Origin of the sequence: Nonomuraea monospora, from assembly GCF_039531895.1 — a bacterium.
In the GTDB taxonomy this organism is placed as follows: domain Bacteria; phylum Actinomycetota; class Actinomycetes; order Streptosporangiales; family Streptosporangiaceae; genus Nonomuraea; species Nonomuraea monospora.
In genome coordinates, this window is sequence record NZ_BAAAQX010000031.1 from 96,102 (window position 1) to 111,460 (window position 15,359).

Consider the following 15,359-nt stretch of genomic DNA (forward strand, 5'->3'; position numbering starts at 1 on the left):
CGGAGATCGTACTTTCGACCGTTGAGCCTTCCCGCGGGCCGCTCGCACACTGAGGCCCATCGACCCCGGAAGGAGACCCCGATGAAGGCCTACGTTCTCAGCTCGTACGGCTCCCCCGACGCTCTGGAGCTCAAGGACCTCGACCAGCCCGTCCCCGGCCCCGGCGAGGTGCTGGTGCGGGTGCGCGCCGCCTCCGTCCAGCCCGCGGACTGGCACCTGATGCGCGGCGAGCCGTTCATCTCCCGGCTCATGCCCGGCCCCCTGGGGCTGCGCCACCCGAAGATCACCGTCCTGGGCGCGGACGTGGCCGGGGAGGTCGAGGCGGTCGGGCCCGGCGTGACGGGGTTCCAGCCCGGCGACGAGGTGTTCGCGATGGTGGCCGGAGGCGGCGGGTTCGCCGAGTACGTGTGCGTCCCGGAGACGGAGCTCGCCCCCAAGCCCGCCACGCTGTCGTTCGAGGAGGCGGCGGCCGTGCCGCTGGCCGCCTGCACCGCCCTGCTGGCCCTGCGCGACCAGGGCGCGGTGCGGCCGGGCCGGCGGGTGCTGGTCAACGGGGCGTCGGGCGGCGTGGGCACGTTCGCGGTGCAGATCGCCAAGGCGTACGGGGCGCACGTCACGGGCGTGTGCAGCACCCGCAACCTGGACCTGGTGCGCTCGCTCGGCGCGGACGAGGTCTTCGACCGCACCAAGGAGGACTTCACCCGCAGCGGCCAGGTCTACGACGTGCTCCTCTACATCGCGGGCAACCGCTCGTTCGCGCAGTGCCGCAGGGTGATGACGCGCAAGGGCGTCTGCGTCCTGATCGGCGGCGCGGCCAGCCGCTGGCTGCAGCCCGCCGGCCACGTCTTCGCGACGCTCGCCGCGTCGGCGTTCGTCCCCCAGAAGGCGGTCCTCACGGACGTGCTCAGCGCCAGGGGCAACCGGCGGAACCTGGAGGAGCTGTCCGCGCTCGTCGAGGACGGCAGGCTGACTCCGGTGATGGACCGGGTCTACGACTTCGCGGAGCTGCGGGCGGCGGTCAGGTACCAGGAGGAGGGCCACGCCCCCGGCAAGGTCGTCGTCCGGGTGTGAGCCTAGGCGTACAGGTCCTCGATGGTGACCAGCCGGGCGTCTTTGGGAAGGTCCCCTTGGAAGCCCGCGCCGGTGTAGCAGGTGAGGATCGTGCCGCTGGTGTCGTACCCCTTCACGGACAGCAGATCCCTGGCCCGGCGGAGCCGTTCGACATGACCGGCGTTCATGACCTTGTCCCACTTCACCTCGCCCAGCGACAACACCCGGCGTGGCCGGCCGTGCTCCTCCCTGGCGAGTACGGCCACATCCACCTCGATCTGCGTACGGTTGTGGGGGTCGGCCACCGTGCCGGCGGCCACCTCGCTGGGCAGCTCACCGAACACGTCCGCGTCCACCGTCCACACCCACTCCCGGCACAGGGCCTCGAAGTGCGGCCCGACCACCTGGGACAGGAAGGTCGCACGGGAGTCGCGCCAGGCGGCTTCCTGCTGGCCGCGTTCGAGCCGCGTCCACTCGCGGCGCATCACGGCCTCGTAGAAGACGATCAGCGGCTCGCTGATGCGGAAGAGCGACCTTCCCTTTCTGAACGCGTCCGCCTCACGGGTGATCAGCTGCGAGTCCTCCAGCACGGTCAGCGGATGGCCGATGTCCGGAGACTTGCGTCCGATGTGATTGGCTATCCCGCCACGCGTGGCGTTGCCGGAGGCGATGGCGTCGAGCACGGCGTGATAGATGGCCGTCTCACGGATGTCCGCCTCCTCCGCCAGGAGGTACCGGGCCTCGCGGAAGATCGGGATCTGTGGGTTGAGCACGGTACGCACCACCCAGTCGTCGAAGTCGTCCACGGACTGCGGCGCGTCATGACCCACGAACTCCCGCCGGTAGGCAGGTGTGCCGCCGACGATCGCGTGGACGAGCACCGCGAGCCGGGGGTCATCGATGCCCCAGAACCTGGCCGCGGCCCGGTAGTCCAGCGGCTTCACCACCAGTTCCAGGCTGGCCCGCCCCCGCAGGGGCGCGTTCCCCGCCAGGAGCCGGCCCATCACCCTCATGGCCGATCCGCACAACAGCAGCCGTGACTTCGCACCTCTCGCGTAGCCGCGTGGATCCAGGGCGAGCTGGAACACCGATGCCAGTGATGGAGACGCCTTGGTCAGGTAGGGGAACTCATCGATCACGATGAGCCCTTGCGGCACGTCGATGTAGAGCCGTTCCAGCGCCTCGTGCCAATCGGCGAACGCGTATCGGCCGCCTCCGGTCTGCGCGGCCAGAGCCCGTCCGAACCGGGCCAACGCCTGGTGCTCCGTCTCGTCCGTCGCGGCGAAGAAGAACCCGCCGACCATCTTGACCAGCTCGTTCAGGAGGAGCGTCTTGCCCTGTCTGCGCCTGCCGCTCACGATGGCGAGCCGCACGTCCGGCCATGGAGAGGTCGCGAATCGCACCAGACCCGCCCATTCACGATCACGCTCGAAGACATGCGCGGGTTTGGCCATGCATCTCATGCAGGAGGTCTACACCTCCTGCCCGAACGGTCTCAGGCGCATTTCCATTTGTGTCGCTTAGGGTGGCTTCTATGGACGCAGGCAAGGCGATCATCGAAACCGTCGAAAAGCTCCGCCAGCGGCGCACCGCCCCGCTGATCCTGGAGCTCGATCTCACCGAGGGCCTCACCGAGGGCCCGCCGGCGGATCCGCTCGCCGCGGTGCTGTCCATGCGCAAGACGCGCCTGGCCGACGTCCTGTCCGGGCTGAAGCGGGCCAGGCAGGACCCCAGGGTCAAGGCGCTGGTCGTGAAGATCGGCGGGCAGCCGCTGGGGCTGGCGATGGTGCAGGAGCTGCGCCAGGCCGTGATCCACTTCAGGGCTTCGGGCAAGCTGACCGTCGCGTTCTCGGAGACGTTCGGGGAGTTCGGCGGCGGGACGGTGCCGTACTATCTGGCGACCGCCTTCGAGCGGCTCTACCTGCAGCCCAGCGGCGACGTCGGGCTGACAGGGGTGGCGCTGGAGCAGCGTTTCGTCAAGGGGGCGCTGAGCAAACTGGGCGTCGGGTTCGAGGCCGGGCAGCGGCACGAGTACAAGACGGCGCCCAACATGTTCACGCAGGACCACATGACGGAGCCGCACCGGGAGTCCATGGCGCGCATCGTCGAGTCGGTCACCGAGGGTCTGGTGGCGGGCATCGCCGACGGGCGGCGGCTGGATCCGGGCAAGGTGCGGGAGCTGATCGACCGCGGCCCGTTCACGGCGTCGGAGGCGCAGGAGGCGGGGCTGGTCGACGGGCTGGCCTACCGGGACGAGGTGTACGACGAGCTGAAGCGGTCGGCGGGTGAGGACGCGCATCTGCTGTACGTCTCCCGCTACGCCAGGGGCGCGGCGGTGCGCAAGCTGCCGCATCCGATGGCCGACGGGGTCGCGCTGGTCCACGCCACCGGCATGATCAGGACCGGCCGCAGCGGCCGCAGCCCGCTGGGCGGGGGCGGCGCGATGGGGTCCGACACGATCAGCGCGGCGCTGCGCGCGGCCAGGCGCGACGACCACGTCAAGGCGGTCGTGTTCCGGGTGGACAGCCCCGGCGGCTCGTACGTGGCCAGCGACACCGTCTGGCGCGAGGTGACGCTGACGCGCAAGGTCAAGCCGGTGATCGTGTCCATGGGCGACCTGGCGGCCTCCGGCGGCTACTTCATCTCGATGGCGGCCGACGTGATCGTGGCGCAGCCCGGCACGCTGACCGGCTCGATCGGCGTGTACGGCGGCAAGCCCGTCTTCTCGGAGCTGCTGGAGAAGGCCGGGGTCACCTCGGAGCTGGTGGCCGAGGGCGCCAACGCCGGCATGTTCTCCACCTCGCGCGCCTTCTCACCTGAGCAGTGGGAGCGCATCAACGCCTGGCTGGACCGCATCTACGACGACTTCGTGGGCAAGGTGGCGCAGAGCCGCGACCTGTCGCGCGAGCGCACGCACGAGCTGGCCCGCGGCCGGGTCTGGACGGGCGCCGACGCGCGGGCGAGCGGCCTGGTGGACGAGCTGGGCGGCCTGGAGGACGCGCTGGCGATGGCCAGGAAGCGGGCGGGGCTGGCGGACGACGCCCCGGTGCGCACCTATCCGCGGCTCAACCCGCTGGAGCGGCTGCGCGGGCCCGATTCGAGCGAGGACAAGTCGGCGGCGCTGGCCAGGATCCGGATGGACGCCTGGGGGCCGCTCGCCCGGCTGTCGGCCGAGCTGGGGCTGCCCGCGGTGGGGCCGCTGATCCTGCCCGGCTGGTACACCATCCGCTGACGGCGAGGCAGTCAACCGACGAGCCGGACAACACTCCAGGCCAGATACCTCTTTTACGGATTTGTCGGACGAAGCTGATCTTGGGCCGGTAATCTTCCTGCGTCGTTCGCCGGGCTCGCCCCCGCGAGCCGGGCGGCGTCTTCAGACTCGACGTAGATGAAGATGAGGAAGGCTCGTGATCCGACCCTCCAGGGCTCTCTTAGCCGCAGCGGCCGTCCTGCTGGCGGCCGGCACGGTGGCACAACCCGCCGCCGCGACCCCCGGCTCCGCCGTCGTCCGGCAGGTCTCGGGTGTCAGCCCGCTGCCCGCCGACTGCGGCCCTCCCCCGGCCGACGGCTACACCCTGAACCCGAACACCGAGGTCCTGCCCATGCTGGCGCGGGACCCGTATCGTGCGGAGCGCCTGGTCACGGTGTTCCAGCAGGACCGCTGGAACCGTTACGGCAGCAACGGCACGGGCGTCGCCGTGTCGGACGACGGCGGCCTGACCTGGCAGCCGTCCAAGAACCGGCCCGCCTTCTCCCTGTGCGACGGCGGCGACTACGAGGTCGCGACGGACCACTGGGTCACGGTCACCCCGTCCGGCACGGCGGTGGCCGCGTCGCTGGCGATGTCCCGCGCGGGCGACGTCACCGCCATCCTGGTGTCCCGCTCCGGCGACGGCGGCGGGACCTGGGAGGCGCCGGTCACCCTGCAGCGCGACGACAACGTGCGCTTCTTCAACGACCGCCCGTCGGTGACCGCCGACCCGTACCGGCCCGGCACGGTCTACGCGGTGTGGGACCGCATCGACGACCAGTCGACCAGCACGGACCCGAACTGGGTGCAGCCGGTCTACCTCGCCAAGTCCACCGACGACGGCCGCACCTGGACCACCAGCAAGGTCTACGACGTGCCGGTGAACAGCGGCGTCATCGGCACCCAGCTCGTGCCGCTCCCTGACGGGACGCTGCTGATCGCCATGCACCACGAGACGATCACCGAGGGCTCGACGCAGGTCATCCGCTCGACCGACGGCGGCAGGACGTGGTCGGCGCCGACGCTGAACGTCCCGGCCCCGCTCGCGGTGGGCCCCCGCATCCCCGACCCCGACGACTCGGGCGACCCGATCCGCAACGCCGCGCTGCCGCTGCTGGCCGCCCAGCCCGGCACCCGCGTGGTCAACGCGGTCTGGCAGAGCCAGGACGCCGACGGCACCTTCCACGTGGCCTACTCGCGCTCGGCCGACGGCGGGAAGAGCTGGTCCAGCCCGGTCCGGGTGGACAAGACGCCGACGGGCTCGGCCGCCGTGCCGGTCGTGGCGGCGTCCAGGACGGGCACCGTGGCGATCACCTACTACGACTTCCGCAACAACACGCCCGACCCCGCCACCCTGCCCACCGACCTGTGGGCGATCACCTGCGAGAGCGGCTGCACCAAGCCGTCGGCGTGGCGCGAGCAGCACGTCGAGGGGCCGTTCGACACCAGGAAGGTGCCGCTGACCAGCGTCGGGCGCCTGCTGAACGACTACACGGGCCTGGTCTCCACGGGCAGCGGCTTCACCGCCGTGTACGGCGTCGCGACCGGCGACGCCGCCAACCCGGTGGACCTGCACAGCGCGACCTTCTGAGCACTCAGGTCATGAGCGGTAGCGCCCGCGCAGGCGCACCAGCGGCGTCAGGGCCGTCTCCACGTAGTCGACGGCCAGCACGGCGGCGATGAAGATCGTGTGGTCTCCGGCCGGGACCACCTTGGTGGTCTCGGCCTCGATCGCGGCCACCCCGCCCTCGATCACGAGCGCCTCGGTGTGCTCTCCCCGGTGGTGCGGGGTGCCCGCCACCAGCAGCCGGGCGCTGGGGCGTCCGGCGGTGGCGAAGCGGCTGGCGACGGCGGCCTGCCCCGACGACAGCAGGGAGGCCGCCCAGTGGTCCTGCCGGAGCAGGACCTCGGTGAGGTAGCCGCGGCTGGCCAGGCTGACCAGCACCAGCGGCGGCTCCAGGGAGACGGACATCAGCGCCGACACCGTGGTGCCGAGGTCGTCGCGGCCGTCGCGGGCGGTCACGACCGCCACCCCGGCCGCGAGCTGCGCCATCGCCTCCGTGAACAGCTCGCTCACCGCGCGGGCCCCCGGGTTGCGGGGGCCCGTGTGGCGCAGGTCATCCGAGGCCGTTGGTGGTCAGCCATTCCTTGGCCACGGTCGCGGGCTCGTCCTTGTTGACGGAGATCTTCTGCATCATCTGCAGCAGCGACTCGGTCGTCAGCTTGGCGGAGATGCCGTTCAGGGTGGTCCTGATCGTGTCGCTGGCCGAGGCCTTGTGCAGCAGGGGCGTCACGTTCTGGGCGGGGAAGATGTTCTTGGGGTCCTGCAGCGCGACGAGGTTGTTCGCGACCATCTTCGGGTCGGTGGTGAAGACGTTGCCGACCTGGATGGAGCCGTCCTTGATGGCGTCGGAGGTGGTCGGCCCGGTGGGCTTCCACTCCTTGAACTCCAGGCCGTAGACCTCCTTGAAGCGCGCCTCCCACCGCTTCTTGAACTCGGGCGGCCCGCCGACGACCATGTCCTTGGAGACCTTGGCGAGGTCCTCGATGGTGTTCAGCGACTGCTTGGTCTGGGTGTCCTTGGAGATGGACAGGCTGTCCTTGTCCTCGGCGGGCGAGGAGTCGAGCGCCTCCAGCTCCGCGGGCAGCTTCTCCTTCAGGGCCGTGTTGACCTCGTCGGTGCTGGCGGCCGTGGCCTTCGGGTCGATGAAGGCGAGCAGGTTGCCGTTGTACTCGGGGACGATCGTCAGCCCGCCGCTCTTGACCTGGTCGTAGACGACCTCGCGGCTGCCGATGCGCGGCTTCTCCTCCACCTGCACGCCCTTGGCCTCCAGCGCCTGGGCGTAAATGGAGGCGAGCAGCACGCTCTCGTCGAAGTCGAAGGAGCCGACGACGGCCTTACCCCCCGTGTCTCCTGCGCCCGAAGCCGACCCGGTGGGGGCGGCGCTCGTGGTGTCGAGCGGGTTGCCCCCTGTGCTGCCGCCGCCTCCGCACGCGGCGAGTGCGAGCATCGCCGTGACGAACACGCCGGCGATGCCGTACTTGCGTCTCATCTTGCTTTTCCCTTCTAAGCCGGGAGGTAATACAGGAGATTATCGGACCTTGAGTCGCTGGCTCACCCCCGGAGAGACCGTCACCCTCTGGACGAGCGCGAACAAGACCTGCACCACGAGCGCGAACAGCACAATCAGTACTGAACCGCCGACCACGCTCGCGTAATCCTTCGTCGCGAAACCATCGATCACGTAACGCCCGAGCCCGCCGAGCCCGGTGTAGGCGGCGACCGTGGTGGTGGCCACCACCTGGATGGCCGAGAGCCGGCAGCCGAGCAGGATCAGCGGCAGCGCCACCGGCACCAGCACCCGGCCGAGCACCTGCCCGCCGCGCAGCCCCATCCCGTACGCCGCGTCACGCAGCTCGGGATCGACCCCCTTGATCCCCTCGAACGTGTTGACCAGGATCGGCGGCACCGACAGCAGCACCAGCGGGATGATCACCGGCCAGATCGACGCCGTGCCCAGCAGCAGCACGAACATCACCAGCAGGCCCAGCGTGGGCAGCGCCCTGGCCAGGTTCGCCGACACCACGACGAGCAGCTCGCCCCGCCCGCTGTGCCCGATCGCCAGGCCCAGCGGCACGGCGATCAACACCGCCAGCACCAGGGCCAGCGCGGAGAACTCCAGATGCTCCAGCAGGCGGGCAGGGATGCCGCCGGACCCGGACCAGTTCTCGGGGTTGCCGAAGAACTCGCCGAGCCAGCTCAGGAAAGAGGTCAGCCAGCTCACGACGTCTGCCCCCTCCGCGCCCGCACCCAGGGGGTGAGCAATCGTTGCGCCAGGACCAGCAGCCCGTCGGCGATCAGCGCCAGCAGCACGATCAGCACGATGCCGACGATCACCGGCGGCATGAACGGGTTCTGGTAGGCCCGGGTGAACAGCCCGCCGAGCCCGCCCTGCCCGATCAGCGCACCGACGCTGACCAGGCTGATGCTGGAGACCGCGACCACCCGCATCCCCGCCAGCACCACCGGCACCGCGATCGGCAGCTCGACCTGCACCAGGCGGCGCAGCGGCGTGAAGCCCATCGCGACGGCCGACTGGCGCACGTGGTCGGGCACCGAGTTGAGCCCGTCCACCACGGCCGGGATCAGCACCGCCATGCCGTAGAACGTCAGCGGGATGATCACCGTGGTCTGCGACAGCCCGGTCACCGAGATGAGCAGCATGAAGACCGGCAGCGACGGCAGCGCGTACACCACGTTCATCAGCCCCGTGGTGGGCTGGTAGAGCCAGCGCCAGCGCACCGAGGCCAGCCCGAGCGGGAGCGCGAACAGCAGCGCGAGCACGATCGGCACCAGCGACATGGTGAGGTGGTCGGTCAGCAGGTTCCTGATGCTGTCGGCCCGGCCGGTGTCCCAGTTGCGCGCGATCCACTCCCAGATGGAAGGAGGCCCGTCACCCATCCGCCGCCTCCGTCAGCGCCTCGTCCAGCGCCTGCCGGGTGGCCACGCCGACGACCTTGCCGCGCTCGTCCACGGCCACCGCGCACCCGGACGGCGACAGCAGCGCCGCGTCGAGGGCCGAGCGCATGTTGTCGCTGCCGTGCACGAAGGTCCCGTACGGCTCCAGCTCGCCCGGCCGGTCACCGGAGCGCCAGCCGAGCGGCCGGCCGTCGTCGTCCACCACCAGCAGCCACTGCTCCGCGGAGCTGCCCTCGAAACCTTCCGGCACCGTCAGGTCGGTACGCAGCCGCAGCCCCGCCGTGGAGACGAAGCGCAGCCGCCTGATCCCCCTGTCCTGCCCGAGGAACTCGCGCACGAAGTCGTCGGCCGGCTCCGACAGCAGCGTCTTCGGGTCGGCGAGCTGCGCCAGCTTCCCGCCGACGCGCAGCACCGCCACCCGGTCGCCGAGCTTGATGGCCTCGTCGATGTCGTGGGTGACGAACACGATCGTCTTGTTCAGCTCGCTCTGCAGCCGCAGCAGCTCGTCCTGGAGGTTGGTGCGCACGATGGGGTCGACAGCGCTGAACGGCTCGTCCATGAGCAGCACGGGCGGGTCGGCGGCCAGCGCCCTGGCCACGCCGACGCGCTGCTGCTGGCCGCCGGAGAGCTGGAACGGGTAGCGGTTTGCCAGCGCGGGGTCGAGGCCGACGCGCTCCAGCAGCTCCATGGCCGTGGCGCGGGCCTTCTTCTTGTCCCAGCCCAGCAGGTAGGGGACGGTGGCGACGTTGTCGACGATCTTCCGGTGCGGGAAGAGCCCGGCCTGCTGGATGACGTACCCGATGCCGCGCCGCAGCGCCGGCGGGTCGATGCCCTGCACCGGCTCACCGTCGAGGAGGATGCGGCCCTCCGTGGCGTCGATCATCCGGTTGATCATCCGCAGGGAGGTCGTCTTCCCGCAGCCCGACGGGCCGACGAACACCGTGATCTCCCCGGTGGGCGCCTCCAGGCTGAGGTCGTCCACGGCGACCGTTCCGTCCGGATAACGTTTGGTGACAGACTCGAATGTGATCACGCGCGAACTCTCGCTTAGGGGCCTCCGGCGGCAGCGCCGCAGCCCCCGTGCCACGACCGCCGCATGATCTGCTGGACCCACAGACTACGGCGACGCCCGCCGCCCTGTCCCCTCGGGTTTTCCTGAAGCGTTTCACCTGAGCTGGGAGATTCCGATGAAATCTCGATCTGGTAGTGCGCCGGACCACGGTGAGTTGGCATGATAACCCTCACAATTCTTGACGCATCAGCTCACAATCTCCTGACGCGCCCCTCACCCCCCAGCGTCCGCATCCAGCAAGAGGAACCGGCCCCGTGTCTCAGTCGCTCACCGATCAGCGCCAGCGCGCCGAACTGATCGCAGAGCTCTACGACCTCCATGCCGCCGGGCTGTTCGCGTACTGCGCCGACCAGCTCGGCGACCTCGGCTCGGCCTCCGACGTCCTGGTGGCCGTGCTCAGCAGCGTCCCCGCCACCGCGCCGCCCCGCGCGGCGCTCTACGCGTTCGCCCGCCGAGAGATCCACCGGCGGGACGTCGTCTACGCCCCGCCCACCGTCGACCCGCTCATCGACCCGGCCACCGCGCTCGTCGAGCGCTCCCTGCGCGAGCTGCGCCCGCACCAGCGCGAGGTGCTCATGCTGTGCGCGGTGTGCGGGCTGAGCAAGCAGGAACTGGCCTGGGTGCTCGACGTCGCCCCCGACACCGCCGAGGAGCTGGCGGTGGGGGCAGGGCACCGGTTCAGGCAGTCGCTGGGAACGGCGCTGGCCTCGACCGGGGTCCGCGTGCCCAAGCCCGTGGCCGACGTCTACGGCGCGCTCGGGGTCGCCCCCCTGCGTGACGTGCTCGGCCGCCTGCCGTGGCCGCAGCCTCCAGGAGCGCTGCGCATCCACTTCGCCGGCTCCCGTACGGCGGCGCCCGCGCCGCTGTTCGTCAAGCCGCGCTGGCCCAGCCCGCCCGTCTGGCCGCAGCCACTGGCGGAGGGCGACCCGGCGACCAGCACGGTGATCTTCCCCACAGAGTTGCTGTCGCCGCCGTCGCCGTCGCGCACCACCGTGCACGAGGCGACCACGGCGCCGATGCCCAAGCTCCGCGACCCGTTCTCGCCGCCGCGCGACGTGCTCGACCCCGGCCCGCCGCTGCGGGACCCGCTGGGCGAGTTCCGTCCGCACGCCGGGCCGCCCTCCGGCTCCGTGCCGTACGCCGGGGACCGGTGGGTCGCCGGGCCGTCCTCCGGGGCGGCTGCCAAGGAGCGGCCGTTCTTCATGGCCGCTCCCGATCCCGGGTCCGCCGAGCCGTTCGCGACGGGTGACGTGATCCTGCCCAAGGACGCGCCGGACCCGTACATGACCGGCGACGTGCTCCTGCACGACGAGGGGCACTCCCGGCCGCTGCCCCCGCCCCGCAGGCCGGGCGCGGAACGCCGCCAGCCACCGCTGGAGCCCCAGCCGACGCCGGAGGAGTTCCGGCGCCCGCCGTCCGCTCCTGAGGAGTTCCGGCGCCCGCCGTCTGCTCCTGAGGGGTTCCGGCCGCCCACAGCGCCCGTCCGGCCGCCCTCAGCGCCCACCCTGCCGCCCTCCGTGCCCGCCCGGCCGCCCGCGGCGTCCGCTCTGCGGCGGCAGCCGTCCCGGGCGGACGAGGCTCCGGTACGCGGCCCCGCGGCCCCGCTGTTCAAGCCCCGCACCAAGCCCAAGCCCGCACCGAAGTCCGCACCGAAGTCCGCTCCCAAGCCCGCGACCGAACCGGTCTACCGGCTGCCCGGCCCGCGCCAGGACGGGCCGCGCCTGGACGGGCCGGCCCAGGCGGAGTCGCTCGGCAGGCCCCTGGAGAAGCCTCTCGAAAAGCCGCTGGACAAGCCCCTCGACAGGCCCCGGCGCCCCGGGGAGCCGCCCAGGAAGGACACCTCCGTCCTGGCGCCCCGCCCCGTCCGTGCCAGGCCCGTCCCCAAGCGGCGCCCCGACACCGCCCGCCCCAAGAAGGTGCGCCGCCGCAAGGACCGGCACTACGACTGGGTCTGGGAGGCCGTCGGGTTCCTGCTCTGCGTGGCGATCGCGATGATCGTCTTCTTCTCCATGCCGGTCTTCAATCACTGACCAGAGCGCCGGGCGGCGGGCCGGGAACCCCGGACCGCCGCCCGGCCGGTGATCAGGCCCGGCCGGTGAGCGCGGCCACGTCGAGGCCGGTCAGTCGCGCCGGGTCGCCGAGGATCTCCATGGTCACGATCTTGCCGTCCGCGACGGTGAAGGACCCCACCGCGGTCGTCCGGCCGTCCAGCACCACGATCGCCCCCGCGACGCCGTTCACCAGCACGGGGCGCGAGAACGGCGCCATCCGCCGGAACATGAGCGCCTGCTGCCCGACCGTGAGCGCCCCGCGCAGCTCGTTCCAGCCCCTGGCCGCCGAGGGCCCCACGTCGGTGCGCAGCACGACGTCGGGGTGCAGAAGCGACACGAGCGTGTCGAAGTCGCCGTCGCGGGCCGCCGTCATGAAGGCGTCCACCACCTCCCGCTGCCGCGACACGTCAGGGTCGGGCGCGGGCGCGGCGCCGCGTACCCGGCGGCGGGCGCGGCTGGCGAGCTGCCTGGTGGCGGCGGACGTGCGGTCGATGATCGGGGCGATCTCGTCGAACGGCACGGCGAACAGGTCGTGCAGCACGAACGCCAGCCGTTCCGTCGGCTCAAGCTGCTGCAGCACCACGAGCAGCGCCAGGCCCACCGAGTCGGCCAGCAGCGCCTCCTGCTCCGGGTCGGCGCCGTCCGCCGAGCTGACCACCGGCTCGGGCATGCGCTCCTCCAGCGGGTCCTCGCGGCGGTGCTCGCGGGAGCGCAGCATGTTGAGGCAGATGCGGGACACCACCGTGGTCAGCCATCCGCCCATGTTCCGCACCTCGCCGGTGTCGGCCCTGTTGAGCCGCAGCCACGCCTCCTGGACGGCGTCGTCGGCCTCGCTCACCGACCCCAGCATCCGGTAGGCGACAGCTCTCAACTGGCCGCGCCGCGCCTCGAACAAGCTGGTCAGGAACTCGTCGTCCATCCACAATCCTTCCGCGTCATTGCTGTGACCCATGAAAGCGGTTGGATGTGACGTCGCTCGCGGCGGCCCCCGCGACCGCGTCGAAGGGGCCGCGCGGGCCTAACCGGCCGACAGGATGAGGCCGCTGGTCGGCACGCCGGTGCCGGCCGTGACGAGGACGTTGGTGACGTTCTGGAGCTGGTTGACCGCGGTGCCGCGGATCTGGCGGACGGCCTCCGCGATGCCGTTCATGCCGTGGATGTAGGCCTCGCCGAGCTGGCCGCCGTGCGGGTTGACCGGGAGGCGGCCGTCCAGCTCGATGCCTCCGTCGGCGAGGAAGCCGGGCGCCTCGCCGCGCCCGCAGAAGCCCAGCTCTTCGAGCTGGGTCAGGACGAACGGGGTGAAGTGGTCGTACAGGATGGCCGTCTGGATGTCGGCGGGCGTCAGGCCGGAGATCTCCCAGAGGCGGCGGCCGACGACGGACATCTCCGGCAGGCCCGTCATGTCATCGCGGTAGTAGCTGGTCATCATGAGCTGGTCGGCGCCCGCCCCCTGGGCCGCGGCGGCGATGACGGCGGGCGAGCGCCGCAGGTCGCGGGCGCGTTCTGTGGAGGTCACGACCAGCGCCACCGCGCCGTCGCTCTCCTGGCAGCAGTCGAGCAGGTGCAGCGGCTCCACGATCCACCGGGACGCCTGGTGCTCCTCCAGCGTGATCGGCCGCCCGTGGAACCAGGCTGCCGGGTTGGTGGCCGCGTGCCTGCGCATGGCCACCGCGACCCGGCCGAAGTCCTCGGAGGAGGCGTCGTAGACGTGCATGTAGCGGCGCGCGAACATGGCCACCCACGCCGCCGGCGTCATCAGCCCGTACGGCACGTGCCAGCTCATCTCCAGCCCCTGCGAGCTGGGCTGCCCGGTGAGCCCCGCGTTCGGGCGGCCGAAGCGGCGGCCAGAGCGCTCGTTGAACGCCCGGTAGCAGACCACCACGCGCGCCGCGCCGGTGGCCACCGCCATGGCGGCGTGGGCGACGGTGCCGCAGGCCGCGCCGCCGCCGTACTCGACGCGGGAGAAGAAGGTCAGCTCGCCGATGCCCGTCTCCCTGGCGACGGCGATCTCCTGGTTGGCGTCCTGGCTGTAGGTGACCAGGCCGTCCACGTCGCCGGGTGAAAGGCCGGCGTCGTCCAGCGCCGCCAGCACGGCCTCGGCGGCGAGCCGCAGCTCCGAACGTCCCGACTGCTTGCTGAAGTCGGTGGCGCCGATGCCCGCGATGGCCGTGCTCACGGGCCCTCCAGCGTGACGGTGCCGGTGGCGTGCTCGCCCAGGCTCACCCGGCCGCGCACCTCGACGGTCAGCCGGTCGCCCGCACCCGCCACGACCGTGCCGCTGAAGGTCAGGCGGTCGCCGGCGTACGCGGGGACGCCGAGCTTGACGTCGATGCTCCTGATGACGGCCGCCGGGCCCGCCCAGTCGGTGACGTAGCGCTCGACCAGGCCCATGGTGGTCAGGATGTTGAGGAAGATGTCCTTGGAGCCCTGGGCGCGGGCCAGCGCCGTGTCGTGGTGCACCGGCGTGTAGTCCATGGTGGCCAGGGCCGTGGAGACCACCATGGTGGGCGTCAGCTCGATCGACAGCTCCGGCAGCGCGGTCCCGATCATGCCGGCGCCCACATGGGCAGCACCAGCCGGTCGTCCATCCGCCGGTACGTCACGCGCAGCGGCATGCCTATCCTCACTTCCTCGACGGGGCAGTCCACGACGTTGCCCACGATCCGTACGCCTTCCGGCAGCTCCACCACGCCCACCACGAACGGCGCCGCCCTGCCCGGCACGGGCGGATAGTGGTGCACGACGTAGCTGAACAGGGTGCCCGTGCCCGCGGCGAGCCGGTACGCGCGCTCGGTGGAGCGGCAGCGCGGGCACAGCGGGCCCGGCGGGTGGCGCAGCTCGCCGCAGTCGGCGCACGACTGGACGCGCAGCTCACCCTTGTTCACGCCCTCCCAGAAGAACGCGGTGTCCTGGTTGACGGCCGGCTGGAGGGGATACGGCTCGGTGGCCTTCCTCTCCGGCGGGCGAAATTTCAGTACCCGGAACATCATGTCGGCGACCGGCTCGTCGTCCTCCGTGTACCAGGTGATGTTCCAGGTGGCGAAGTAGCCGACGCCCAGAGCCGTCCGCTTCGGGCCCGCCAGGCCCGAGAACCTGGTGGCGGGCGTGAGCAGCTCGCCGACCCTGACGTAGCGGTGGTAGGTCTGCTCGCAGTTGGTCGCCACCACGCCCGTGTAGCCGCTGCCGTCGAGCGCGGCCATCATGTCGTCCACCGGGGAGCGCTCCTTCGGGCCTCTGCGCAGGCCGGGCATGGTCCATACCTGGGCCATCGCGGGCGGGGCCAGGCTCTGCTCCAGGTAGCGCGGGTTGTCGTCGCCCATGGCGGTCAGCCAGTGCCTGATCATGGGGACGTTCACGGGGTCGGCGGCCGGGGCGCCGCGTACCTCGCCGAGCGCCACCTGCTTGCCCGCCAGCTCGTGCAACTCCTCGTCCGTCATTGGACGTGAGGTGTTCCCC

General features: G+C 71.5%; 14 protein-coding genes. 4 read left to right on the plus strand and 10 right to left on the minus strand.

Annotation, left to right across the window (positions count from 1 at the left end; translation table 11 throughout):
- Positions 1–81: 81 nt before the first annotated feature.
- The gene (locus ABD331_RS42980) at positions 82–1,071 is read left to right on the plus strand and encodes an NAD(P)-dependent alcohol dehydrogenase (protein WP_344488436.1); all 990 of its coding nucleotides are present in this window, start codon (positions 82–84) and stop codon (positions 1,069–1,071) included.
- A 2-nt stretch (positions 1,072–1,073) separates the two neighbouring features.
- Here ABD331_RS42980 and ABD331_RS42985 read toward each other — a convergent pair whose 3' ends face one another.
- Positions 1,074–2,453, minus strand: coding sequence for an ATP-binding protein (locus tag ABD331_RS42985; RefSeq protein ID WP_344488438.1), 1,380 nt, complete (start codon positions 2,451–2,453; stop codon positions 1,074–1,076).
- A 131-nt stretch (positions 2,454–2,584) separates the two neighbouring features.
- On the opposite strand from ABD331_RS42985, the gene sppA reads away from it, so the two are divergent.
- Complete coding sequence (gene sppA / locus ABD331_RS42990; RefSeq protein ID WP_344488440.1) at positions 2,585–4,282, plus strand: signal peptide peptidase SppA; 1,698 nt, start codon at positions 2,585–2,587, stop codon at positions 4,280–4,282.
- A 175-nt stretch (positions 4,283–4,457) separates the two neighbouring features.
- Positions 4,458–5,891: a sialidase family protein gene (locus tag ABD331_RS42995; RefSeq protein ID WP_344488441.1), complete on the plus strand. Its 1,434-nt coding sequence runs from the start codon at positions 4,458–4,460 to the stop codon at positions 5,889–5,891.
- Positions 5,892–5,900: 9 nt separating this feature from the next.
- On the opposite strand, the gene ABD331_RS43000 is transcribed toward ABD331_RS42995, so the two are convergent.
- The 5 genes from ABD331_RS43000 to ABD331_RS43020 are packed head-to-tail and all read right to left on the minus strand — an operon-like array spanning position 5,901 to position 9,813.
- Complete coding sequence (locus tag ABD331_RS43000) at positions 5,901–6,377, minus strand: flavin reductase family protein (RefSeq protein ID WP_344488443.1); 477 nt, start codon at positions 6,375–6,377, stop codon at positions 5,901–5,903.
- Between the two features lie 40 nt (positions 6,378–6,417).
- Positions 6,418–7,353 carry an ABC transporter substrate-binding protein gene (locus ABD331_RS43005; protein ID WP_344488445.1) on the minus strand — a complete coding sequence of 312 codons (936 nt, stop codon included), beginning with the start codon at positions 7,351–7,353 and terminating at the stop codon, positions 6,418–6,420.
- 39 nt (positions 7,354–7,392) lie between these two features.
- Positions 7,393–8,085 carry an ABC transporter permease gene (locus tag ABD331_RS43010; RefSeq protein ID WP_344488447.1) on the minus strand — a complete coding sequence of 231 codons (693 nt, stop codon included), beginning with the start codon at positions 8,083–8,085 and terminating at the stop codon, positions 7,393–7,395.
- Positions 8,082–8,762, minus strand: a complete 681-nt coding sequence (locus tag ABD331_RS43015; protein ID WP_344488449.1) for an ABC transporter permease — start codon at positions 8,760–8,762, stop codon at positions 8,082–8,084. The genes ABD331_RS43010 and ABD331_RS43015 overlap by 4 nt, the downstream gene beginning before the upstream one ends.
- Positions 8,755–9,813 (minus strand): ABC transporter ATP-binding protein, encoded by a 1,059-nt coding sequence (locus ABD331_RS43020; protein WP_344488451.1) that lies wholly within the window; start codon positions 9,811–9,813, stop codon positions 8,755–8,757. The genes ABD331_RS43015 and ABD331_RS43020 overlap by 8 nt, the downstream gene beginning before the upstream one ends.
- Positions 9,814–10,106: 293 nt before the next feature.
- On the opposite strand from ABD331_RS43020, the gene ABD331_RS43025 reads away from it, so the two are divergent.
- Entirely contained in the window at positions 10,107–11,882 is a 1,776-nt protein-coding gene (locus tag ABD331_RS43025; protein ID WP_344488453.1) for an RNA polymerase sigma factor, read from the plus strand.
- Between the two features lie 52 nt (positions 11,883–11,934).
- Here the strand turns inward: ABD331_RS43025 and sigJ are convergent, their stop codons facing one another.
- From sigJ to ABD331_RS43045, 4 genes are all read right to left on the minus strand, one after another.
- Positions 11,935–12,822, minus strand: a complete 888-nt coding sequence (gene sigJ / locus ABD331_RS43030) for an RNA polymerase sigma factor SigJ (protein WP_344488455.1) — start codon at positions 12,820–12,822, stop codon at positions 11,935–11,937.
- 99 nt (positions 12,823–12,921) lie between these two features.
- Complete coding sequence (locus ABD331_RS43035) at positions 12,922–14,079, minus strand: lipid-transfer protein (RefSeq protein ID WP_344488457.1); 1,158 nt, start codon at positions 14,077–14,079, stop codon at positions 12,922–12,924.
- Entirely contained in the window at positions 14,076–14,453 is a 378-nt protein-coding gene (locus ABD331_RS43040; protein WP_344488458.1) for a MaoC family dehydratase, read from the minus strand. The genes ABD331_RS43035 and ABD331_RS43040 overlap by 4 nt, the downstream gene beginning before the upstream one ends.
- Entirely contained in the window at positions 14,450–15,340 is an 891-nt protein-coding gene (locus ABD331_RS43045) for a bifunctional MaoC family dehydratase N-terminal/OB-fold nucleic acid binding domain-containing protein (RefSeq protein ID WP_344488460.1), read from the minus strand. Before ABD331_RS43045 ends, ABD331_RS43040 begins: the two co-directional genes overlap by 4 nt.
- Between the last annotated feature and the right edge of the window lie 19 nt (positions 15,341–15,359).

Bases quoted from the DNA above. Each gene is read 5' to 3' on its own strand.
- ABD331_RS43015 (WP_344488449.1), bottom strand. From the start codon at position 8,762: ATGGGTGACGGGCCTCCTTCCATCTGGGAGTGGATCGCGCGCAACTGG.
- ABD331_RS43045 (WP_344488460.1), bottom strand. From the start codon at position 15,340: ATGACGGACGAGGAGTTGCACGAGCTGGCGGGCAAGCAGGTGGCGCTC.
- sppA (WP_344488440.1), top strand. From the start codon at position 2,585: ATGGACGCAGGCAAGGCGATCATCGAAACCGTCGAAAAGCTCCGCCAG.
- sigJ (WP_344488455.1), bottom strand. From the start codon at position 12,822: ATGGACGACGAGTTCCTGACCAGCTTGTTCGAGGCGCGGCGCGGCCAG.
- ABD331_RS43040 (WP_344488458.1), bottom strand. From the start codon at position 14,453: ATGATCGGGACCGCGCTGCCGGAGCTGTCGATCGAGCTGACGCCCACC.
- ABD331_RS42980 (WP_344488436.1), top strand. From the start codon at position 82: ATGAAGGCCTACGTTCTCAGCTCGTACGGCTCCCCCGACGCTCTGGAG.
- ABD331_RS43005 (WP_344488445.1), bottom strand. From the start codon at position 7,353: ATGAGACGCAAGTACGGCATCGCCGGCGTGTTCGTCACGGCGATGCTC.